The organism is Enterobacter sp. CRENT-193, assembly GCF_002787395.1.
GTDB lineage: Bacteria > Pseudomonadota > Gammaproteobacteria > Enterobacterales > Enterobacteriaceae > Enterobacter > Enterobacter hormaechei_C.
The window spans coordinates 2,634,352-2,656,545 of record NZ_CP024812.1 but is presented as its reverse complement, the minus strand read 5'-3'; the positions used below and the strand labels follow the sequence as shown (position 1 = coordinate 2,656,545).

Sequence of the window (22,194 nt, the reverse complement as noted above, 5' to 3'; positions counted from 1 at the left end):
CTGGTCTCGTTTTTGGAAATTAGGCTGTACAGCAAGTGGAAAGAAAACCCTTGTCCGCTGGGCTTTTACCGCTATTTTCTAGCATCGATATTCAAAAAGTTACTAAAACAGTTGTTAACTCAAACGAAAAAGTGCGCGCGATTTTTTGTAACAACAATTAACGAATGACGAACCGGGGATAAACATTTAATTGCCGCTAACATATTGGACAGAGTACCTTCATAATCCGCGTCGACCAATAATCGCGGCGCGACAAGTATAAAAAACAACCACTGCATTTTTTGCCATAGCTTGTGGTATACTCCGCCGCCTTAACTTTCATCGTCGCGCTCATGCGCTGTTTTATAATGAGGAAAATAAATGAGCACACCTGAATTTGCCACTGCCGAGAATAACCAGGAACTGGCACAGGAAGTAAACTGCCTGAAGTCGCTGCTGACGCTTATGCTACAGGCGATGGGCCAGGCTGATGCTGGTCGTGTGATCATTAAAATGGAAAAACAGATCGCGCAGATGGAAGACCAGGCGGAATCCGCTGTTTTTGCCAATACGGTTAAGCAAATTAAACAAGCCTACCGCCAGTAACAAAAACGGCTGGATGCAAAGCATTCAGCCGTTTTCTCGTCTGACACGCAGAACGTGATATCAGTCAGATAAGTCCCGTCGCCGCGGCATAACACGCTATCTGGATCTTATTCGGTGCGTTGAATTTCTTCTGCATATTCTTCTGGTGGAAATTGACGGTATTTTCCGAGATGGAAAGAATGATGGCGATTTCTGCCGACGTCTTCCCTTCTGCGGTCCACTTCAGAATTTCCCGTTCACGCTTGCTGAATTTCATTTCAGGCGGCATCACCGTCTCATGTTCAAAGCGCAACAGCGTAGTGAGCGCCATCTGGACCAGCATTTGTAAACGCAGCTCAACTTCTTCACTGGATATCGAGTGTGCCTGTAAGCTGGTACATGACACGGAAAGGAAACCGAGCGCATGATTTGGCATCATCAGACACTGCGTTATTCCCTTGCGTAAACCGTGGTCCCGCGCGCCGTCCCATAATTGCTGGGCATCCGTGAATAATTCATCCGTCCAGGGCAAATGTCCCTGAATGAAATTCTCCGGCTTCAGTACCGGGTCAATGGCGAAATAATTCTCGGACTGATATTGCGCCATCCATTGTTGCGGATAACTGGAATGGACGGATGTTCGCGGGCGGGTAAATGGCACAGGGTGTCGAACACAAAGCGCATAATAATCGAATTCAAGCGCCTGCGTTTGTCGCTGAAGTTCCTGATATACCTCGTCAGCACAGGTCATTTGCTGAAACCGGAGGACGCATTCCCGTCGCCAGGTGAAAAAGTCTATATCCCTCATACTTGCCGAATGAAGCCTCTGATAAAGATAATCATTATTATGGTGAATATAACCTAACACATTTAGCATGATTATGTATATAAAATATCGGCCACAGGCCGATTATCTTTAATTTGGCGATGGCTTATCCACTTCAGGCGGAATAAAAAAGCAACAGAACGGAGTTTAAGGGAGGATAATTTGCTCCAGAAGCGGCATCTGGAGCAAATTGAACGCTAAAATGCTACTGCATTAAGAATTTTTCAAGGAACTGACGGGTACGGGGCTGCTGCGGATTGGCAAACAGCGCTTTAGCTGGCCCCTGCTCAACTATTCTCCCCTGATCCATGAAAATAGCCCGATCGGCAACGTCGCGGGCGAAGCTCATTTCATGCGTCACAATCACCATCGTGCGTTTCTCCTGCGCCAGCTGTCGGATGGTGTTCAGCACTTCCCCAACCAGCTCAGGATCGAGCGCGGATGTGGGTTCGTCAAACAGGATCACATCAGGGCGCATCGCCAGCGCGCGTGCAATAGCGACACGCTGCTGCTGCCCGCCAGATAAGCGACGCGGATAGCTCGTCTCCTTCCCTGCCAGGCCAACCTTCGCCAGCAGCTCGCGGGCGCGGACCGTGGCGTCTTCCTTAGGTTCCCGCTTGACGATGACCGGCCCTTCAATAATGTTTTCCAGCACCGTGCGGTGCGGGAAGAGATTAAAGCTCTGGAACACGAAGCCGACATGCTGGCGCAGGCGGCGAATCAGCCCTTTTTGCTGGCTGATGGGTTTCCCGGTATCAATGGTGATATCACCCACGCGGATCGTCCCGCCTTCGGGCTGCTCCAGTAAATTGATGCTGCGCAGCAGCGTGGTTTTGCCTGACCCGCTCGGGCCGATAATTGCCACCACTTCGCCCTGCTCAACCTCAAGATCAATGCCATGCAGCACCGTTTGCCCGTGGAATTTTTTCACCAGGTTTTTGACGTCAATTGCACTCATTTTGGATCACGCTCCTGGCGGTTAAGCTGGTTTTCAAAATAGTTTTGCAGAGCGGACAGCACCGTCGCCATCACCCAGTAAATCAGCGAGGCCGCCAGATACATAGTAAACACTTCCAGCGTACGCGAGGTGATCAGCTGCGCCTGACGGAACAGCTCCGGCACCTGAATGGTCGCCGCAAGGGAGGTGTCTTTCACCAGGCTGATAAAGCTGTTGCTCAGCGGCGGCAGCGCCACGCGCGCCGCCTGGGGCAGGATCGCCCGGCGCAGCGTCTGCCACGGGGTCATCCCGATACTGGCCGCCGCTTCCCACTGCCCTTTATCGATGGAGGAGATCGCCGCACGCAGCGTTTCAGAGGTGTACGCCGCTGTATTCAGCGACAGGCCAATCATCGCCGCCGGGATCGGATCCAGCTCGATACCGAACTGTGGCAGCCCGTAGTAAATCATAAACAGCTGGGCGATAAGCGGCGTTCCGCGGAACACGGAGATGTAAAACCGCGCCAGCCATCGCACCGGCCAGATGTTGGACATGCGCATCAGTGCCAGCACAAACCCGAGCACCAGCCCGAAGAACATCCCGCCGATACTGAGCTGTAAAGTAAACACCGCGCCTTTAAGCAAGAACGGCAGCGAATCAATAACCAGTTGAATACTTTCTTGCATTGTTATTTTTCTACCTGATTTTTAGACATGAGGATGATAGGCAAACAGCGCAGGCGCTCCGCCAGTATGAACAAACAAAATAGGTCCTTCATCCTTAAAGCGCTTCCGGGCGATGCCGTCGATCAGGCCCGCCATTGCCTTACCGGTATAGACCGGGTCAAGCAGAATACCTTCGAGACGGGCCAGCAGCTTAACGGCCTCCATCCCTTCATCATTGGGGGTGCCATAGCCCGGCGCGAAATAGTCATCCCACAGCAATATTTCCGCCTTCGCCTGAAGCGCAAGCTGTTCAGCCACCGCCTGTTGCAGGGTGACGACTTTCGGCTTTTGGTCCGCAACGCTTCTGGAAACCGTCACGCCAATCAGCTCGACCTCCGGCATCAGCCGCTCAAGCCCGACCGCTAAACCGGCATGGGTCCCCGCACTGCCGGACGCCACCACCACCGAGGATAAACTTACCGCGCCTTCGCACTGCTGAGCGATTTCCAGCGCGCTCTCAACATAGCCGAGGGCACCCAGCGCATTCGAGCCGCCAACCGGGATCACGTACGGACGAAAACCCTGCGCTTCCAGACGCGTCGCCAGCTCGTCGAGCTGTGCTGCCGGGTCGGTCAACGCGTCGACCATTTCAACCTGCACGTTGAACAGATCCAGCAGCAGACGGTTACCGTTAGTCAGGTAATTCTCTGCCTGCGTCCCGATCGGGTTCTCCAGCAGGGCTACGCAGTGGAGCCCCAGCTTCGCCGCCACTGCCGCCGTCTGGCGAACGTGGTTAGACTGAATTGCCCCGGCGGTGATCAGCGTATCCGTCCCCTCGCGCAGGGCATCGGCGGCGAGAAATTCCAGCTTGCGCAGCTTATTCCCGCCCATCGCCATGGGCGTCACATCGTCACGCTTAATGAAAATATCGCGCCCCAGATAGTCAGAAAATCTCGGAAGAAACTCCAGCGGCGTGGGTGCGCCGATAAATTCCAGACGGGGAAAGCGCGTTAAATTCTGTAGTGACATGGTTCCTCCGGTCACGCAAACAATTGTTATTTCATTATGCACGCAGACGCGCGAGAAATAAAAAAGGCGCTTTTAAAAGCGCCTTTTTTTGTCAGTCAGCGAATTATTTCGTCACGTCTGCGCCGAACCACTTCTCAGAAAGCGCTTTCAGGCTACCGTCTTTCTGCATCTCAGCAATGGCACCATCGATGGCTTTCAGCAGATCCTCGTTACCCTTACGCACCGCCACGCCGGACTCCTGACGGGAGAACGCATCACCCGCGACAGCCAGGGTATTGTTGGTTTTCTTCACCAGATCCAGCGCTGCCAGGCGGTCCACCAGAATGGCGTCGATACGGCCTACGCGCAGATCCTGGTATTTCGTCGGGTCATCATCGTAGGTACGGATGTCCACGCCCTGCACGTTCTGGCGCAGCCACTCTTCGTAGTTGGTGCCCAGACCGACGCCGACTTTCTTACCTTTCAGATCCGCTGCGGACTTGATGCTGCCTTCGTTACCTTTCTTCACCAGCGCCTGAATACCGGACACGGTGTACGGCGTGGAGAAGTCATACTTCTTCTTACGTTCGTCAGAAATGGTTACCTGGTTAATCACCACGTCAATACGTTTGGAATCCAGTGACGCCAGCATCCCATCCCATTTGGTGGGTTTCAGGGAGGCTTTAACGCCGAGGTGTTTTGCCAGCTCCTGCGCAAACTCCACTTCAAAACCGGTCAGTTTACCGTCGTCACCCTGGAAGCTGAACGGAGGATAGGTTCCTTCCAGCCCAACCAGCAGCGTGCCGCGCTCTTTAACTTTGTTGAGCAGATTCTCTGCCGCGAACGTTTTCACGCTCATCCCCGCGACCAGCGCAACGGCCATCATCCCCATCAGCGCCTGACGACCCAGAAGTGCTAATTTCATAAGTACTCCGATACAGTGGAATTTTTGAGTAGTGTAGAGAAATCGCCTGCAACGTCAAAGGCGGCTGCGCTACATCTTATTCTTTTTTAATATATATCAGAAGTTGTTCCGGCGCGGACTTTCTGCTTTATGACGCCCGGCATCTGGACTTTATATTGTGCATACTTTCGCAGCGCGATGCGGTAATTGTTGGTACTGGTGGCGGGCAGCCAGGGCTCCAGATTTTCATCCAGGTATCCGGTCGTCAGCAGATCGCGGGAGATATTTTGCATGGTCAAATGCTGACCCAGGCGGCGCAGGCGAACCACGTATTCACGCACGGTGCCGTGACTCATCTCGGTTTGTTCAAACAGGAACTGCTTGAAGCCGATAATATCGAAGAAGTCGCTTTGCTCTTTGCAATGGAGATCGCCACAGAAACGGCAAAGCGCTACCCACTCTTTTTGCTCTTCAAGCCAGGCGGCTTCATCCATCAGCGTGTCGAGGCGGGAAATCGCAATCTTATTCACGATTTCACCGCGACGAACCAGCGTGATGCGGTCGAGTAATTTTTTACAGTGGGCGCAATGCGTCTGGCTGTGTTTAAAGTCTTTCAGGTAGCGGCTTAAAGGCCGTCTTTTAGATTGCTGCACCGTCATGATAACTCCTGGTTGTCAATACGTTGTGCGGCATTTCCAAGGCGAATGACTCACCTATAACTTACCCAGTTTTGTGCGCAGGCGTTTAATGGCCTGGCTGTGCAGCTGGCTCACCCGTGACTCGCCCACCTCCAGCACGGCACCAATCTCTTTGAGATTGAGCTCTTCCTGGTAATAGAGGGTTAACACCAGTTGCTCACGTTCCGGTAAAGCTTCAATCGCTTCCATCACGCGCTGGCGTAAATTCCCTTCCAGTAAGTGGTGTAACGGGTTTTCTTGCTGATGTTCATCCGTCACCAGTTCGATGCTATCGCCATGCTCTTCGCGCCACTCATCATAAGAGAAGAGTTGGCTGTTATTGGTATCGAGCAACATCTGACGATATTCTTCAACAGGAATGCCCAGACGTTCCGCCACTTCGGTTTCCGTCGCGTTGCGCCCCAGTTCCTGTTCCAGCTGCCCCATCGCATGCGCCACTTCGCGCGCGTTGCGGCGAACGCTGCGCGGCACCCAGTCGCGGCTGCGCAGCTCGTCCAGCATCGCACCACGAATACGCTGCACTGCGTAAGTCGTAAATGCCGTTCCTTGCAGAGCGTCGTACCGGTCAACTGCATTCAATAACCCGATACCGCCCGCCTGTAGCAGATCGTCCAGTTCCACGCTCGCCGGCAAACGCACCTGGAGGCGCAATGCTTCGTGACGCACCAGCGGAACATAACGCTGCCACAGCGAGTGTTTATCCATTACACCTTCAGCGGTATAGAGTGAATTCACGATAAACAGCCCTGCGTTAGTTGAGTTATCGGCATGATTATCCGATTCTGGAGGGGTTTTAATCGGGTGAATAGTGGGTGAAATGAGGGGTTATTTGGGGGGTTACGCGTGAATGCGGACAGAAAAAACCCCGCCGAAGCGGGGTTTGAGCGTAATCAGGTGATTAGCCTTGCAGCAGAGACAGAACCTGCTGAGGAACCTGGTTAGCTTTGGACAGCACGGAGTTACCGGCCTGCTGGATGATCTGCGCTTTAGACATGTTGGACACTTCGGTCGCATAGTCGGCGTCCTGAATACGGGACTGCGCTTCAGACAGGTTGGTGGTGGTGTTGTTCAGGTTGGTTACCGCAGAGCTCAGACGGTTCTGTACCGCACCCAGAGAAGAACGGAAGCTGTCAATCTGAGCAATTGCTTTATCTAAAACAGCCAAAGGATTTGCGCTTGCAGCTCCTTTGAATTCTGCTGTAGGGGTCGCACCACTAAGAGCAACAGTCACTTTGTTAGTAGTCGCCGCTGCTGTTTGGTTTGTAGCATCGTCATCACCTGTATCAACCAGAGAATCCGCATTAGCTGCATAGTTTTTACCCTGGAAGGTAACGTAAGAAGCTGCATTACCATCTTTATCGGTTGTAACTTTAACCAGTTGCCCAGCTTGGGTAGCAGTGGTATTAAGGCCATTTGCACTATCAGTATAATCAATATCTGCTTTGTTAAGAATTACTTTACCGCTGTCGCGGTCAACTGAAGCGGCATAGAAGTCGCTTCCTGACTGAACTACGTAATTTGCAGTTGCTGCACCATCTTTATCAAGAACGTTACGCAGAGTCAGAGTTGATGCTTCTACATCCAAATCTGAGGCAACACCACTTAAATCAACATTCAACGGCGCAGAGTTGGCCGCTGTATTAATTTGTGTAACCGCGTCACTAGTCTTGAGTGAGTTTTGAGAAACAGAGAATCCACTCAGACCCAAGGTTGAAGAGTCAATTTTCTGCAAATCAATGGAAATAGTCTGACCATCGTTTGCGCCAACCTGAATCTTCATGGTGCCGTCTTTTGCCAGCACGTTCACGCCGTTGAACTGAGTCTGACCAGATACGCGGTCAATTTCGTCCAGACGGGATTTGATTTCGTCCTGGATGGAAGACAGGTCAGAATCAGAGTTAGTACCGGTAGTTGCCTGAACGGTCAGTTCACGAACACGCTGAAGGTTGTTGTTGATTTCAGACAGTGCGCCTTCAGTGGTCTGCGCCAGAGAGATACCGTCGTTAGCGTTACGTGCAGCCTGAGTCAGACCTTTGATGTTAGAGGTGAAGCGGTTAGCGATAGCCTGGCCCGCAGCGTCATCTTTCGCGCTGTTGATACGCAGACCAGAAGACAGACGCTCGATAGAAGAAGACAGAGCGGACTGGTTCTTGTTGATGTTGTTCTGAGTGATCAGCGAGAGGCTGTTGGTATTAATGACTTGTGCCATGATTTCGATTCCTGTTGTTCATCAAATCTGTTTGGTTAGATTTGGGTTTCCACCCTTCGGCTTCATCGCCGTCAAAGGTGTTATCGTCTGGTCCAAACCAACCTTTAGATTTTTTTTCAGGATCGCGTTAATTTTTTTAGCCACGGAAAAGCTCTTCTCTATTACCGTTATTCCCGCCATTAAAAAAAAGAAATTAACCGTAAACTTTCCCCCATAAAAGCCGATAACCCCACTATTCGTTCTACGTGTCGATAGATTAAGGAATAAATATGGCAAGTATTTCATCATTGGGGATTGGATCGGGTCTTAAGTTAGCAGACATTCTGGATAGTCTGACCAAGGCCGAAAAAGAGCAGCTGACGCCGATTTCCAAACAACAGTCATCTTATACCGCCAAGCTGAGCGCTTACGGCACGTTGAAGAGTTCACTGGAAGCCTTTCAGACTGCCAACACCGCGCTGAATAAAGCCGACCTGTTTACGGCGACCAGCACGTCGAGCAGCTCCACGGCATTCAGCGCCACCACTACCGGCAGCGCGATTGCCGGTAAATACACCATCAGCGTGTCGCAGCTGGCGCAGGCGCAAACCCTGACGACCAAAAACGCGCAGCCGGATACCAAAACGGCCATTGCCACGGCTGACAGCAAGATCACCTTTACCGCCGGTAACGGTAAAGATCCGGTGACCGTCGATATCAGCGCGGCAAACTCCTCGCTGACCGGCATTCGCGATGCGATTAACAAAGCTGACGCCGGCGTGACCGCCAGTATTATTAACGTCGGTAATGGTCAGTATCGTCTGTCCATCACCTCCACCGAAACCGGGGCGGACAACGCGGTCAGCATCAGCGTGAGCGGCGACAGCGCCCTGCAATCCTTTATGGGTTACAACGGCACCAGCACCGACGCCAGCAACGGCATGACGGAAAGCGTCACCGCGCAGAACGCGAAGCTGAAGGTGAATAACGTCGATATCGAAAACAGCAGCAACACCATCAGCGATGCGCTGGAAGATATCACCCTGAACCTGAACGATGTCACCACCGGTAACCAGACGCTGACGATCGCTAAAGATACGTCGAAAGCGGAAACGGCGATGAAAGCCTGGGTGGATGCCTACAACACCCTGCAAGATAGCTTCGCCTCACTGACAAAATACACGGCGGTAGATCCGGGTAAGGATGAACAAGATACCAGCAACGGTGCCCTGCTCGGAGACACTACGCTGCGTACTATCCAGACGCAGCTGAAAACCATGCTGAGCAATACCGTCGGCGGAACCGCCTATAAAACGCTGTCTCAGGTCGGCATTACTTCAGATCCAAGCACGGGCAAGCTGGAACTGGACAGCGACAAGCTGAAAAAAGCGCTGACGGATAACCCGTCTGCCGTGAAAGATTTGGTTGTGGGTGACGGTAAAACCACCGGGATCACCACCACCATGGCCACCCATCTGACTGACTGGCTTTCCAGCAAAGGCATTATTCAGGCGGCCAAAGATGGCGTCAGCAAAACGCTGAACAAGCTGACGGATCAATATAACTCAGTTAGCGAACGTATTGACGCAAGAGTGGCACAGTACAAAGCCCAGTTTACCCAACTGGACGTACTGATGACCTCGCTGAACAACACCAGCAGCTACCTGACGCAGCAGTTCGAAAATACGTCCAGCAACAAGTAGTAAACGCTAATCAGACCCGAGGGGGATAACATGTACGGCGCAAAAGGCACGCAAGCCTACGCAAAGATAGAAGTTGAAAGCGCGGTGATGAGCGCCAGCCAGCAGCAGCTGGTTATCATGCTATTTGATGGAGCCCTCAGCGCGCTGGTACGCGCGCGTCTGTTCCTGGCAGACGGTAATATCCCGGCAAAAGGGCTGGCGCTCTCAAAAGCCATCAACATTATCGAAAACGGGCTGAAGGTTGGCCTGGTGGAAAATAATGGGGATGAGCTTACGCAAAACCTGATTGCCCTTTATGCCTATATGGTACGTCGCCTCCTGCACGCCAACGTGAATAACGACGCCAGCGCCATCGAAGAGGTGGAAAACCTGCTGCGCAATATCGCTGACGGGTGGAAGGAGGTTGCCGGTACGCCACAACTGATGCAGGACGCCGTCTAATGAGTAACGCACCGCAACTTTATGCCCTTTATCAGCAACTCCTTGAGCAGAGCCAGTTGATGTTGCGACTGGCCCGGCAGGGACTATGGGATGATCTGATCATCTGTGAAACCGACTATGTTAATGCGGTGCACTCACTGGCTCGTCTCACTCAGGAAAGTGAACCTTCGACGCAGATTCAGGAGCAGCTTCGCCCGACGCTGCGGGTGATCCTGGACAACGAAGGCCAGGTAAAAACGTTGCTGCAAGCCAGAATGGATGAGCTGGCGAAGCTGGTCGGGCAATCTTCCATCCAGAAAACCGTTCTCTCCACCTACGGTAACCAGGGCGGTCATGTCCTGGTTCCGCAAAGTAATAGCGATATCAATTAGCCATTTAACTGGCGGGCAAACGTTAACCGTTTCGTTCGCCAGGCATTTCTGCCAAACCTGCTCCATACTTGAGTTTCGCGACCTCATGGAGATGGTGCATGCGCAACCCAACACTTTTACAATGTTTTCACTGGTACTACCCCACCGGCGGTGAACTGTGGCGAGAAGTCACGGCATTAGCCCCCAATCTGAACGAAATCGGCATCAATATGGTCTGGTTACCGCCGGCCTACAAAGGGGCATCCGGCGGCTATTCCGTCGGGTATGACTCTTATGACCTTTTCGACCTCGGTGAGTTTGACCAGAAAGGCAGCGTCGCCACCAAATACGGCGATAAAGCCCAGTTGCTGGAGGCCATCAACGCCTTAAAAAGTAACCAGATTGCGGTGCTTCTGGACGTGGTGGTCAACCACAAAATGGGGGCCGATGAGAAGGAACCCGTCCGCGTGCAGCGCGTGGATGCGCAGGATCGCACCCAAATCAGCGATGAGATCATCGAATGCGAAGCCTGGACGCGCTACACCTTTCCCGTTCGGGCCGGCCAGTATTCGCAGTTCATCTGGGATTACAAATGCTTTAGCGGTATCGACCACATTGAAAACCCCAATGAGGACGGTATCTTCAAAATCGTGAACGACTACACTGGCGAAGGCTGGAACGATCAGGTCGACGACGAGATGGGCAATTTCGATTACCTGATGGGTGAAAATATTGATTTTCGCAACCACGCGGTGACGGAGGAGATCAAATACTGGGCGCGCTGGGTGATGGAGCAAACCCACTGCGACGGCTTCCGCCTTGACGCGGTAAAACACATCCCGGCCTGGTTCTATAAAGAGTGGATTGAGCACGTCCAGGAGGTGGCCCCGCAGCCGCTGTTTATCGTGGCGGAATACTGGTCACACGAAGTGGATAAATTGCAGCACTACATCAATCAGGTGGACGGCAAAACCATGCTGTTTGATGCGCCACTGCAAATGAAATTTCACGAAGCCTCACGCCAGGGACGCGACTACGATATGAGCCAGATTTTCACCGGTACGCTGGTGGAAGCCGATCCGTTCCATGCCGTGACGCTGGTTGCCAACCACGACACCCAACCCTTGCAGGCGCTGGAAGCCCCAGTTGAAGCCTGGTTCAAACCGCTGGCCTACGCGCTCATCCTGCTGCGTGAAAACGGCGTGCCGAGCGTGTTCTACCCGGATCTTTTTGGCGCCAGCTATGACGACACCGGCGGGGATGGCGAGACGTATCACATCGATATGCCGGTGATTGAACAACTCCACGAGCTTATCCTCGCCCGGCAGCGTTTTGCCCACGGCGTGCAGACGCTGTTTTTCGATCATCCAAACTGCATTGCGTTCAGCCGCAGCGGGACTGAGGAGCACCCGGGCTGTGTGGTGGTGCTGTCGAATGGTGATGACGGCGAGAAGACGATCTGCCTCGGGGAAAATTACGGCAATAAGACCTGGCGTGATTTTTTAGGCAACCGCGAGGAAACCGTGACCACGGCGGCGGATGGCGAAGGGACGTTCTTCTGTAACGGGGGAAGCGTCAGCGTCTGGGTGATTGAGGACGCGCTGTAGGGCTGGAACAGTGCGGTCTGCGGACCCGCTCCCGAAGCGTACGCCATCCTCACAAAATAATGTCTGCACAGACGGCCCCCTCTCCCTTGAGGGAGAGGGCTGGGGTGAGGGGGAACATACGGCTCTGGTGGTCATTCCGTTCACGTTATGTTCCTTGCTACTCTGTCACAACATAACCGGTGAACGTGCCAGGGTGGCTCAGTCGCCACCACCCTGGCGACCCGGGCTTCCGGCGGAAAATCGCCGCTTCGCGGTGCCTTCGGCTTATTCCTTCCGGCTTATCGGGGACGGGCGGAGGTAACATCCCTGTAAAGCCCGCCCTCTCGGCGCATCCCTGCGCCTCGCCCCGGCCTACAGGAAACGCCTCAGCGATTTACAGCCGGACCAGAGCATCGCTGAAAGCCTTCAGTCGTTCTCAAACAAGTTTTTTGCTTCGGGTTAAAAGTTACGGAAGCTTACTCTCCAGCGGATTCTTACTCAGGTAATCTGCGCATTCCACCGTTGGACGGTCAACCTTGTACAGTTCCATACCGTCATACTCCAGCGCCGCCCCATCACGCTCCAGCGGATAGACATCCAGCTTACGCGTCACGTTATAATAATCATCTGAACGCAGCATGATCTTACCCGGCACCGCGATAACGCGCTGCCACTGACGGCAATCCAGCGTATCCCCTTCTGGCGTCACCACCAGCGTGGCGATCGCTTCCGGGCTCACCATCGCGCTCTGCGGACCTTTCGACTGCCAGTAACCTGCCAGTTGCGAAGGTACCGGGTGCTTAATCACTTCCTGATAGTTATCAACCTGAACACATCCCGCTAACGTCAGCATCGCAGCCACAATTGCTACTTTTTTCATCATCTTTCCTGCATGCGAAGAAAAAAATATTGTGGCATTAAAGCCATCAGGCTGCCAGCGTAAGATTGGAAGGTTTACACCTGCATCCCCATCACATGAGCATACATTTTTCATAATCGACAAAGATCGTCCAAGAGCGCTCCAAATAACAGATGGTTGCAGTTGTCGAAAACATCAGTCGTCTAAGTTCACCTTAGATCGAGTGCTGTTTTATGCCCCACCCATGCCCCATTACATCACCGGGCAGTCGTCGTCATCGCTTGCACGATTGATGAAGAACGTGACGCGTCCAAGCACCTCTACTTCTTCCAGTGCGCTTCCCTCTATTGCCTCTCCATCATCTGTAATGAGCGACTTTCCCATCAACCTGGCAAACTGCGTATGACCATCGCAAAGTATAAGCAGCACATCCCCGGGCGCGCATTTGGCTGCTGGTTCAATGACTGCAAATCCTGAATCAGTTTCAAGCACCCTACTTTCTGCGCCGATGTTGCAAATCACCTCGGGTGAAAGTTGGCGCTCGACATAATCGCTTGCAGGTGATGCAAATCCCATTACTGGACCCTCCCCATGTTACGCAGGATCCAGTACCTGTTATCGCTACCGTCTGTCGTCTTGTCAGCGAAGCCTGGCTGATTGCGCTCTATCCATGCATTGGCGTCGGCTCGGGTGAAGTGCCAGTTAAAACCACGCAACTTTTCTATAAAGCTGTCTGTTCTCAGGTAGCGGTAGCCCTTTGGGTTAAGCTCTATGGCCGCAATAAAGGCGGCCTGAATATCTGAAATTCGGGGCATAATCTGCACTCCCTTTATTACTGTGTTTATATACAGTAGTTTCAAATGGAATGCAGATCAATTTGGGTTCGCCTATTAATTTTTAAGGCTGAATGTCCTCAGGCTGCTCTGTCAGTTCAAGAGAAGCTTCGGAAGCTCTTGTTTTCCAGATGCTATCCTCTGGCATATCCAGGCGAACATCGATCCAGCTGTTCACCGGCACATCCATCGGCTCCCCTTTCATTTTGACGATCTCCCCGTCATCGCTCAGCATGTATTTTCGCTTAAAAAGCCGAATCGTCAGCCCACCGCTTTCTGTCTGCTCTGCTTCAACAACACCCAGCTCTCCCATTCCACCCGGGTCCATTGGCGGGAGCAATTGCCAGCCTTCTGATGCCAGGCCTGCCGAGCCGATAAGAACATACACCCCAACATCCAGCCGCGAGATTTTGATCCCTTCAGCCTCGGCGTTCGCCGTACCGCAGCCGCACCAGGTGAAGCCCACTTCGTCAACATCGGTACGCTGGTTATCTTCCTGAGATTTAACGATTCTGGCGATCGGTGATGCAGCCTTGAGCGTTCCGTCGCTGGCTTTCGTGGTGTTCTGCGTCGAATAAAGGGTATGCGTCGTTGAGAACCCGACGTTAGCATTGCCCAGGATGGTTCCATTACCCTGACGATACTTGAGGCCCTGCGACGTAGAGGCTAACTGCCATGACGCGTAGCCACCACCGGTTCCATCCTGCCAGCCACGGAGTGTTAACATGCCCGTGTAAGTATCAACTCCGCTGCCTCCACCCCAGCCATTCCCTCCAAGCTGTATGCCAAAAGACATGCCGAGCGGATATTGTGAAATACCATCATAAGGGCCGAGGTTGCGATAATCGCGATGGCATTGCGCCATTACAGCTGCTCCGTTCAATACTCCCGATCCAGGTGAAAACTGGCTATCAACGTCTCGTGTGGCGCTGTTTCCAAGACCGAGCCCTGTACGAGCGCCTGATGCATTTTTCGCACCGGTTCCACCCTGCTCAATGCTGAGCGCTGTTGTCAGGCCGGAAAGACTGGTGATATCGCTGTTTGCACCTTTCTTCGCCAGTGATTTTTGACCCGGTACGGTAACGGCAACGCCATTGATAGTGATGGTAACATCAGATGTCCCGTTCATCACATCAGCGAACCCGCTCATATAGCGCTGGTACATTGTGAAGGTTTCAGCGATGTCCTGCGCCAGACCGTCCACGCTCAGGCTGTCGCTCAGAAGAATGGCGTATTTGGTTCCGGCCGGAATGGCAGGACTGGCCGCTGGCGTAACATTGAGGCTTGTTGCGCTTCCAATCGCGGTAATCTGAAATACCTGCACAGGGCTGGTCATAGCAATAACAGTACAGCCGTTACGAATAAGAGAACCAGCAGCAGTGAAGTTTGTGCCGGTACCTGTAAGGGTGTTTCCGCTGATGGCGATAGTGCCAGTGGTATAAATCATGTTTTCTCCAGGCAATAAAAAACCCCGCCGGAGCGGGGTTTGTTCAAAACTGAATGGGTTAGTGACAGGTGGTGCTGGTGAACGTGTTGGCGCTCACCCATGACCAGTTAAAGGGATAACCGGCACGGTACTGCGTCTGATTATTTTGCTTGCGGACTCGGTAGATCTGGACGCTGCTTTCCTGTCCGCCAACCAGGGCTGTTCCGGTGCATACGGGTTGCTGCTTCTCAATAACGCCAGTGCAACCGGAGAGCAATACCGCTACCGCCAGGCAAAGAATCATATTTTTCATAGGGGTTATATCCCAGGGCATTCATGAAGCCACACAATAACAATATGAATCAACGGGATATAATTGATTTGGTAGATCAATTATTCAAAATTGATCGCTAAAAACGATCAATCATAATTGGCGCAGTTAATGGCCATAATCACGTTCCTCAGATTCGAATACGCGACGTTCTGAAGGTTGCCGCCGGGGGTTGTCTGCGGCCTGGCGAATATTCGCGTATTGCTTCCCTCAAGCTTTGCCATGCTCTTGTATATAGCCGAGTATGGCTGCGGTTGACCGCCAGCCGATACAACCCCGGTAATTAGCCCCAGCATGGCAGGCATGCAGGCCCACTTCCCCGCCAGAGTTGTATTGATGTTGTATCCTGAGCTGGCATCCACCCCGGCGGTACCGAGGGTGACAACATCGCTCAACGTGCGCGTTTCGTTTGTTAAAATCAGCGTCCCTGATGCATCCCACACAGCCAGCCCGTAGTCTGGCTTTGTCTGCGGGAAAATAGAGAAAAAATAAACGTACGCTGTGCCGGTTGCATTCGGTCTGAGAAAATCAATCGTGATGGTGTTCCCGCTTATCGTCTGAGTGATTTCGACCTCAACCGTGCAATGAACGAAGGCGACAACAGGCTGGCCTGCGGGGAATGTGTGCGTCACTTTGGTATTGAACCCCGATGTTCCCTGAAGTGCCGCTGTCTTTCGCGCCTGAAGAGCGATTGGCGAGCTGTTCGCGGTCACCCATACTTCCCCGCTCGTGGTCGTTAGTAAAACGCCATACTCCGCCATTTATGCCCTCTCGATCTGGAAAATGAGATAAGCCGCTGCCGCAGGCTCAGTCCCTGCTGAGTAGTCGGTATCGCCTACTGCTGACACTGTTGCTGTTCCCCCCGAAATGGTGATCTTCCTCCGACTCGTACCAAACTGATCGCCGTTCATGCTCTGAAAATAGGTCAGCCTGCAACCCGGTGGAAGCGCTACGGTGTAAGAGCCTGTTTTCTGGTTCTGGGCCAGCTGGAGATAGCCACAAACGCTGACAGGCTTAACGCCATAGTTGTTTACCTTGCCTGATGCGTCCCATGTCTGAACACCATATTCCGCCATCCAGTTCTCCTGAAAAAAAGAGGCCCCGTAAGAGGCCTCCCGTTACCATGTGCCCGTGATTCTCCCGATCTGCACCCTCAACACATTGTTGGAATCCCGCACGCTGATTGTCTGGTTTGTCTGTTTCATTGCCCCCTCACCAGCTGTCGAACCGTAGTTCTCAAACGTACCTCCCTTATCCAGCCTCCATCCGACTGAGCCAGCGACATAGTTATTGGACTGGATGTAGTTTCCAATCTTGGCGTTGCCGATGGTGCCGTCCTGAATGAAGGTTTCCCGGATAAACACCTGCCCGTTCTGGATAACGAACGGCAGTGTAACCGCTCCCCCTGCCTGCGCCATGACGGCGAAGCGATCCGCTATGAACAGCACCTGCGACTGCATGCCCGATGGAGTGTTTTCTACACCGATCCCCATTCCGGCGGCATACTGTCTGCCATTCGCGTCCACGGCAACCTTGATGCTGTACATCGCCTTCAGGTCACCACTAACGTTTGCTATCGCCTGAGCGTTAGTGCTGATCGCTGAAGTGTGCCCGTTGATGGTCGCCGTGATGCCGTTTATCTGCGTGGCCGTGGCCTGCTGATAATTCGAGAACGTCTGGTTCAGGCTGTTGATGGATGCTTTGTTGCCGTTGACATCCGTCTGCAAACTCAGCAGTGAACTCGCCGTGGCCTCCCTGTCGCTTGCCATGGCGCTGTCAATACGATCGATGTTGGCCTTACTGTCACCGTACTGCGCGCTGAGTGTCATCCGCTGATTAGCCTGCGCTAGCGTATTGGTGATTAGCGCGATGGAGTTGCTCTGAATGCCGCCGCTGGCCTTGTCCGTTTTAGCCCCCAACTCCTCCAGCCGGGACGCCATAGAGGAATCCAGGTTTGTGACAACCTGGCTAAGATCGGTTATTGAGGCTGTATTCTGCGCGCCGACTTCAGCAGCTGAGTCCGCTTTATCAGAGGCGGCCTTAGTTGCTGCGGTAAGCTGACTAACCTCAGAGGCTCGCGCCTCCGTCTCAGTGGCCAGCGCCTGGCGAACATCAGTAATACCGGCTTCATTATCCGCAGTCATTGCCTCCAGGCGGGTAACATCGGTAACGCGTGCCTCCGTCTCAGTGGCGATCACCTCCCGAAGTTGCTCGAATGTGGCAGAGTTGGCGTCCTGCTGGGCGGTCTGACGAACAACAACATCAGCAATGGCAAGTGCGTTACTGATGATTGCCTCTGCGGTCTGCTTGTTAGAGCCAACCACCGCCGCGAGACCATCCGCGTTATCTTTGATGGCATCAGCCAGTTCTGCGAACTTTTCACTGCTCTCGACGGCGCTCTCGATGAGGTCTTTAAAGGTATCGCTCTCTTTAATTTCCTCCAGGATTGCATCGGTGATATCGCTAAAGTCATCCGTTGGCTTTCCTGAAGCCTCCACGAAATCAGAAACCCCAAACGCGTTGCGTGTCCGGACGTAAACGTAATAGACGTGGTCAAACTTGAGCTTTTGAATGGTCCACTGGTTCCCCCTCCCGAGGAATTGAGTTTTGTTCTCAATATCATCGGTTAATGGGATTGGCGTCTCGCCAGCGTACCAGAACTCAAAAGAGGTATCTGATGTTGCCGTTACAGACATAACTGGCACCAGAGTGGCCTGTAATGGCCCGGGTATCCACTGAACGGAGTTGGGAGCCTTTGGCGCGCCTATAATAAGACTCACCTGAGTTTCGGCGCCTTTCATCCCGTTTTCATTGCGCCCACGAACGCCGAGCGTGTAGCTACCGGCAGCAAGACCGTAAAACTCATACCGGAACTGGTCAGTTTCGTGCTGAGATACCAGCTTCCCATCAGCACTGTAGATGTACAGCTCAAACACCAGCTTTTTAGTGGTGGTTGCCGTCTCCCACGTTGCTGTAACCTGGACGGTCTCAGTGTTTGTGTTCAGGATTCGCAGGTTTTCCACGTTAGGCACGCGGTAGCCGTTCAGCGTATCGCTGGGAACTTCAAACACTGCACCCTCGTCAACGATGGCCTGTTTGTTGGGGTCGTGCAATGAGGCCGTTATGCTGTATACGGAGTTGTTTTCCGTTTCGGCAACGCTCAGTATCCGGAAAAGGCGAATCGCAACGCTTGCGGTTGAAATGGCAAATACAGTTCCCGCCCTCACCCATTCAGGTTCGGTTTTGAGTGTGACGTTATTTCCGTTAACGCCATCAATCTCATAGCGAGAGAACTTTCCGTCCCTCCCCATAATCGACATAGTGGAGCCGTCTGTTACTACCGAGGAGTCCACAGCGTCAACCGTTATCACCTTCCCGGAATGAGAAACAATTCTCCCCCCAAGACGAGTTCCGGCGTAGTCATTATCCATGACCTCAACGATATCACCCGGCGTGAAGTGGATAGCATCCCGAGCCATCTGGAAAGACAACCTGCTGCTTTCACGCTTTGCTGTTTCCAGCAGCCATTTACCTGCCCGCCATGCCTGTCCGCGAGAGGTGCAGCCAAACGCCTCCAGAGTGGTTTCGTTGTAGTTTCCTTTGGCTATCATCTCATCGTCGGAAACGTACTCTTTCACCTGCTCCCAGCCGTTGTCAGGATCGGTCCAGGACACTACAACGGCATTGTATTTCTCTGAACGCTTTACAGAGCTTCGTTTGAACTCGCCATTCACAACGTTGGCGTTCGTGATTGTCGCAATCGGATCCTGTGGCGCATCCAGCATTACGGACAGGCGCAGGCCGTCCCACAGCGCAATGCCACGGAACATGCTCGCTATCTTGTCGAGAATGTCTCGCGCACTCGCCTGCTCTGTGATGTAGGCGTTGAGCGTCATGCGTGGCTCTTTGCCACCATACCCATCATCTACAAGCTGATCGCAATATTGCGACAGAATGTAGAGTGCGCCATCGTCAACATCGATGTATCCGGCGCGTTTCGCCAGGCCAAATCGGGTGTTTTTCGCCAGCTCGCGGAACAGCCACGCCGGGTTGTTAGTCCATGACTTTTTGAAACCACCCGTCCACAGGCCGGAGTAAGTTCTGGCAATTGGATCGTAGTTATCCGGTACGTCAACGATCAGCCCGCGAAGATGGTATGTGCGGCTCGGCGTGTCGGTGTACTGGTCACGGTCGATGACTGAGCCGGCAACAGCAGAGAACGGATAGCTAAGGTTGTCGTCGGTGATCTCGCTGTAGCTGTTCCAAATAGTCCCGTTTGACAGCAAATCGCTGCTGCTGTCAGGCGTAATGCGGCGAACACGGATATCAAACGGTTTGGCGTCGGGGGCATCAATGACGTGCGCCTCAAGGTACTCGCCAGAGATTTTCCCTGTAATCGTCACCGTCTTCTCCATGACCCAGCCCGACGAGCCAGTTCTGGTCTCGATAACCATCGTTACAGAGGTGTTTTTCTGGTTACCCTTGGAGTCCTGCTCCATGAGCCCGGTGACGCCGATGTTAAAACGAACGCGGGTCACGTCCTGATCTGTCACAGTTCTAACCAGCGGGGTGTCGTAAGTGACCTCAGTGTTAACAATGGTCGTCGCTTCGATTGCAGAGAAGCCGTTGATTGGCTCCTGAGTCTCCGATCCAGGTCGCCAGGCAACACTAATGCCGTTCACGTTGACATTACCGTTCGAGTCAGTGATAGGCGTCTTATTCAGTTTGAATGAAGACAGGTGCTCCTGATCCACCGGGCCCGCGATTGGCCCCTCAGATATCAGATCCAGTACCCGATAAAATTGTTTTGATTTGAGGTTATCGTCGAGTAATTTTGGGGTTGATGCTTTACCGCCACCTGAAGACATAGCGCCACCTTAGCTGATTGATTCTTCCCAGTCGGAATTATTAGATGTGTCGATTCCGAGACTTATTACATTGCTGCCGACCTCCATCTCACCGAGGAGTATCGGTACGGGATGCCCCTGTCCGACCCTGTTTTCTGCACTGGTAAACGAGTTATTCGTGAGGGTGTTTGTTTCGGCCGCTTCCGCTGATGTTTTGCTTTTCATGTTCCGGGACATGTAGATGGAGTAAGCAACCGAGGCGGCAGACAGCACCAGTGAGGCAATGAGAACTATCGTACTGGTCTCAAGTCCCGCCCCCTCAACCACCGGGACAAACAGCACTACAGAGCCATCCTTCAGGCGCCGATCCATGTGCCACTGCACCGAAGACGTTTCAACATCCTCACCCGCCACTCGCATTCTTACTCTGGCGTTCAGGAATGCTTTTTTGAACTCATGATTCTGAGCAAGCAAAAGACGAATGCCCTGGGCAGGGGTATCAACGTTCAGCTCGACTTTGCGGAAATGTCGGCGTAAATGCCCTGCAAATTTAAAGATGAGCACTGTTCATGTCTCCATATGGAATGCATCTGCTTAACGTATGCCGGGCGCATTTGCTCTCTCCGGCTTAAATGCCCTGAGCAATCGTGGTGAAGAACCATATTGTCATCGAGCAGAATCATTGCGTGGCAAGGGTCGGCACCGGGGAATGGCTGCCTGATTATTACGTCACCTGGCAGCGCTTCTCCCGGCGATACCTGATTGAAGCCATTGCGCGACATGTTGTTCAGATAGAGATTCTCCCCTCTCAGCCACCAGCCATTCGCCCTTTCGAAGTCAGGGAGGTCAATGCCGCACAGGTGATACGCATCACGGAATAGCGTGTAACAATCAGTCACTCCGTGCTCGAACCGCCTCCCCAAAAGGTAATCCAACGGCCTGAACGTTCTGATTTTCCCGTTACAGGCCAGCACCCATGGAAGGCCCGATGCAACCTGGCATTTACGGTCGGAGCCGGACAGAACCGGGCTGTTCATTGGGTGAGAGTGGAATACCGCAGTCACCTCTCCAGCCTCCTCGGCCGCCAGCCAGTCATCATCACTGATTCGGAAGTGCTTTCCAGGTTCCGGGTGAACATTCCGACAGCGGAACAACTGCCCGCCATCCAGGATTAAGCCGCACACCTCATCCTGCGACGATGCCGCATAATCGAGTAATTCCTGCATCATGAAACCTTCTGAGAGCCGGGGAAGCTGCTGATTGGCATTGGTTCCGGTCGCGGATAACGGAAGCGGCAGCCGCTACGGCGGTGAGAGCACTTATCTTTCGCCGGGTCAGTGGTTGGATTGTCGCGCTCATCTGCAACCGGCGGCCCGTCATATCCGCACCCGACGCCGCGATACTGCCACTGGCACACGTCGGCAAGGATGGTTCGCGCCGGGATGATCGCGTTGTCGCAGTCGATAGGTGTTGCCAGCGTATAGCTTACCTGCTCAAACGTCTCTTCCGTCATCTCCTCAACAACGTAGCGGGAAACCGCTTCCTGTGTCGGATCTGCGTCAGGGTTGCCATTGGGGAAGTTCACCGCGTCCAGGTATTTCACCGGAACCTGACGGCGGGTGATCACCACCCCAAGCATGTCGTCGAAGTCATGGTTTATACCCGTCAGTAAACCCGTGACGTTCGCCACCACCATTGTTGGGCGGGCATATGTGCCTTCGTTCTTTGACTCAAACCCTTCGACTGCTATCGGGTATGCCTGATACTGATTCCCCTTCCAGATCACATTTCCGTAATATCCATTGGTGCCGGAATGGAACCGGATAAGGTCTCCACCAAAGGGTTGCAGGTCGGCCTCGAACAGGTCGATAAACGCGCCTACTCCGGCGTCGACGCTATCAATAATCATACTGGCTGGTATGTCGCGCACGGCACACTCCCATAAAAAAAAGCCACCAAGTGGTGGCTACTGTTTGAATATCAGGATGTTGCTTACTGATAACCCTGGTTAACGTGTAAGCTCAGCCC

25 protein-coding genes are annotated in these 22,194 nt (G+C 53.1%); 6 read left to right on the top strand and 19 right to left on the bottom strand.

The window, feature by feature from the left end; genetic code table 11:
* Window positions 1–293: 293 nt before the first annotated feature.
* Both CU081_RS26770 and CU081_RS13115 read left to right on the top strand, forming a co-directional pair.
* Window positions 294–374, top strand: coding sequence for a hypothetical protein (locus CU081_RS26770; protein ID WP_418235935.1), 81 nt, complete (start codon window positions 294–296; stop codon window positions 372–374).
* A complete protein-coding gene (locus CU081_RS13115) occupies window positions 361–585 on the top strand; it encodes a DUF2594 family protein (protein WP_003859644.1) in 225 nt (74 codons plus the stop codon). The genes CU081_RS26770 and CU081_RS13115 overlap by 14 nt, the downstream gene beginning before the upstream one ends.
* A 64-nt stretch (window positions 586–649) precedes the next feature.
* Here CU081_RS13115 and sdiA read toward each other — a convergent pair whose 3' ends face one another.
* The 8 genes from sdiA to CU081_RS13075 form a co-directional block, all read right to left on the bottom strand.
* Window positions 650–1,372 (bottom strand): transcriptional regulator SdiA, encoded by a 723-nt coding sequence (gene sdiA, locus CU081_RS13110; RefSeq protein ID WP_003859639.1) that lies wholly within the window; start codon window positions 1,370–1,372, stop codon window positions 650–652.
* Between the two features lie 223 nt (window positions 1,373–1,595).
* On the bottom strand, window positions 1,596–2,348 hold the full coding sequence (gene tcyN / locus CU081_RS13105; RefSeq protein ID WP_039268957.1) for an L-cystine ABC transporter ATP-binding protein TcyN: 753 nt from the start codon (window positions 2,346–2,348) through the stop codon (window positions 1,596–1,598).
* A complete protein-coding gene (gene tcyL / locus CU081_RS13100) occupies window positions 2,345–3,013 on the bottom strand; it encodes a cystine ABC transporter permease (protein ID WP_003859632.1) in 669 nt (222 codons plus the stop codon). The genes tcyN and tcyL overlap by 4 nt, the downstream gene beginning before the upstream one ends.
* A gap of 21 nt (window positions 3,014–3,034) precedes the next feature.
* Window positions 3,035–4,021 (bottom strand): D-cysteine desulfhydrase, encoded by a 987-nt coding sequence (gene dcyD / locus CU081_RS13095; RefSeq protein ID WP_022651461.1) that lies wholly within the window; start codon window positions 4,019–4,021, stop codon window positions 3,035–3,037.
* Window positions 4,022–4,124: 103 nt separating this feature from the next.
* Complete coding sequence (gene tcyJ, locus CU081_RS13090; RefSeq protein WP_003859627.1) at window positions 4,125–4,925, bottom strand: cystine ABC transporter substrate-binding protein; 801 nt, start codon at window positions 4,923–4,925, stop codon at window positions 4,125–4,127.
* Window positions 4,926–5,011: 86 nt separating this feature from the next.
* Window positions 5,012–5,563, bottom strand: a complete 552-nt coding sequence (fliZ, locus tag CU081_RS13085) for a flagella biosynthesis regulatory protein FliZ (RefSeq protein ID WP_015570235.1) — start codon at window positions 5,561–5,563, stop codon at window positions 5,012–5,014.
* 54 nt (window positions 5,564–5,617) lie between these two features.
* Window positions 5,618–6,337, bottom strand: a complete 720-nt coding sequence (locus CU081_RS13080) for an RNA polymerase sigma factor FliA (RefSeq protein ID WP_003859623.1) — start codon at window positions 6,335–6,337, stop codon at window positions 5,618–5,620.
* A 163-nt stretch (window positions 6,338–6,500) separates the two neighbouring features.
* Entirely contained in the window at window positions 6,501–7,811 is a 1,311-nt protein-coding gene (locus CU081_RS13075) for a FliC/FljB family flagellin (protein WP_022651462.1), read from the bottom strand.
* Window positions 7,812–8,080: 269 nt separating this feature from the next.
* On the opposite strand from CU081_RS13075, the gene fliD reads away from it, so the two are divergent.
* The 4 genes from fliD to amyA all read left to right on the top strand — a co-directional run bounded on the left by fliD (window position 8,081) and on the right by amyA (window position 11,891).
* The gene (fliD, locus tag CU081_RS13070) at window positions 8,081–9,493 is read left to right on the top strand and encodes a flagellar filament capping protein FliD (RefSeq protein ID WP_022651463.1); all 1,413 of its coding nucleotides are present in this window, start codon (window positions 8,081–8,083) and stop codon (window positions 9,491–9,493) included.
* 30 nt (window positions 9,494–9,523) lie between these two features.
* Window positions 9,524–9,934 (top strand): flagellar export chaperone FliS, encoded by a 411-nt coding sequence (fliS, locus tag CU081_RS13065; RefSeq protein WP_003859616.1) that lies wholly within the window; start codon window positions 9,524–9,526, stop codon window positions 9,932–9,934.
* The gene (fliT, locus tag CU081_RS13060; RefSeq protein WP_003859615.1) at window positions 9,934–10,305 is read left to right on the top strand and encodes a flagella biosynthesis regulatory protein FliT; all 372 of its coding nucleotides are present in this window, start codon (window positions 9,934–9,936) and stop codon (window positions 10,303–10,305) included. Before fliS ends, fliT begins: the two co-directional genes overlap by 1 nt.
* A gap of 98 nt (window positions 10,306–10,403) precedes the next feature.
* A complete protein-coding gene (gene amyA / locus CU081_RS13055; RefSeq protein ID WP_003859614.1) occupies window positions 10,404–11,891 on the top strand; it encodes an alpha-amylase in 1,488 nt (495 codons plus the stop codon).
* A gap of 445 nt (window positions 11,892–12,336) precedes the next feature.
* On the opposite strand, the gene yedD is transcribed toward amyA, so the two are convergent.
* From yedD to CU081_RS13000, 11 genes are all read right to left on the bottom strand, one after another.
* On the bottom strand, window positions 12,337–12,750 hold the full coding sequence (gene yedD / locus CU081_RS13050) for a lipoprotein YedD (RefSeq protein WP_003859613.1): 414 nt from the start codon (window positions 12,748–12,750) through the stop codon (window positions 12,337–12,339).
* 231 nt (window positions 12,751–12,981) lie between these two features.
* Window positions 12,982–13,305 carry a hypothetical protein gene (locus CU081_RS13045; protein ID WP_017693216.1) on the bottom strand — a complete coding sequence of 108 codons (324 nt, stop codon included), beginning with the start codon at window positions 13,303–13,305 and terminating at the stop codon, window positions 12,982–12,984.
* Window positions 13,305–13,544, bottom strand: coding sequence for a hypothetical protein (locus CU081_RS26525; RefSeq protein WP_100185491.1), 240 nt, complete (start codon window positions 13,542–13,544; stop codon window positions 13,305–13,307). Before CU081_RS26525 ends, CU081_RS13045 begins: the two co-directional genes overlap by 1 nt.
* Window positions 13,545–13,626: 82 nt before the next feature.
* On the bottom strand, window positions 13,627–15,009 hold the full coding sequence (locus CU081_RS13035) for a phage tail fiber protein (protein ID WP_100185490.1): 1,383 nt from the start codon (window positions 15,007–15,009) through the stop codon (window positions 13,627–13,629).
* Between the two features lie 58 nt (window positions 15,010–15,067).
* Complete coding sequence (cor, locus tag CU081_RS13030) at window positions 15,068–15,301, bottom strand: phage exclusion lipoprotein Cor (protein WP_100185489.1); 234 nt, start codon at window positions 15,299–15,301, stop codon at window positions 15,068–15,070.
* A 107-nt stretch (window positions 15,302–15,408) separates the two neighbouring features.
* Complete coding sequence (locus CU081_RS13025) at window positions 15,409–16,080, bottom strand: hypothetical protein (RefSeq protein ID WP_006809145.1); 672 nt, start codon at window positions 16,078–16,080, stop codon at window positions 15,409–15,411.
* On the bottom strand, window positions 16,081–16,395 hold the full coding sequence (locus CU081_RS13020; protein WP_017694302.1) for a hypothetical protein: 315 nt from the start codon (window positions 16,393–16,395) through the stop codon (window positions 16,081–16,083). It lies immediately after the preceding gene.
* Between the two features lie 42 nt (window positions 16,396–16,437).
* The gene (locus CU081_RS13015; RefSeq protein ID WP_100185488.1) at window positions 16,438–20,187 is read right to left on the bottom strand and encodes a phage tail protein; all 3,750 of its coding nucleotides are present in this window, start codon (window positions 20,185–20,187) and stop codon (window positions 16,438–16,440) included.
* 9 nt (window positions 20,188–20,196) lie between these two features.
* Window positions 20,197–20,730, bottom strand: a complete 534-nt coding sequence (locus CU081_RS13010; protein ID WP_017385011.1) for a tail assembly protein — start codon at window positions 20,728–20,730, stop codon at window positions 20,197–20,199.
* On the bottom strand, window positions 20,673–21,392 hold the full coding sequence (locus CU081_RS13005) for a C40 family peptidase (RefSeq protein WP_100185525.1): 720 nt from the start codon (window positions 21,390–21,392) through the stop codon (window positions 20,673–20,675). Before CU081_RS13005 ends, CU081_RS13010 begins: the two co-directional genes overlap by 58 nt.
* The gene (locus tag CU081_RS13000) at window positions 21,392–22,096 is read right to left on the bottom strand and encodes a phage minor tail protein L (protein ID WP_063946804.1); all 705 of its coding nucleotides are present in this window, start codon (window positions 22,094–22,096) and stop codon (window positions 21,392–21,394) included. The genes CU081_RS13005 and CU081_RS13000 overlap by 1 nt, the downstream gene beginning before the upstream one ends.
* Window positions 22,097–22,194: the final 98 nt, after the last annotated feature.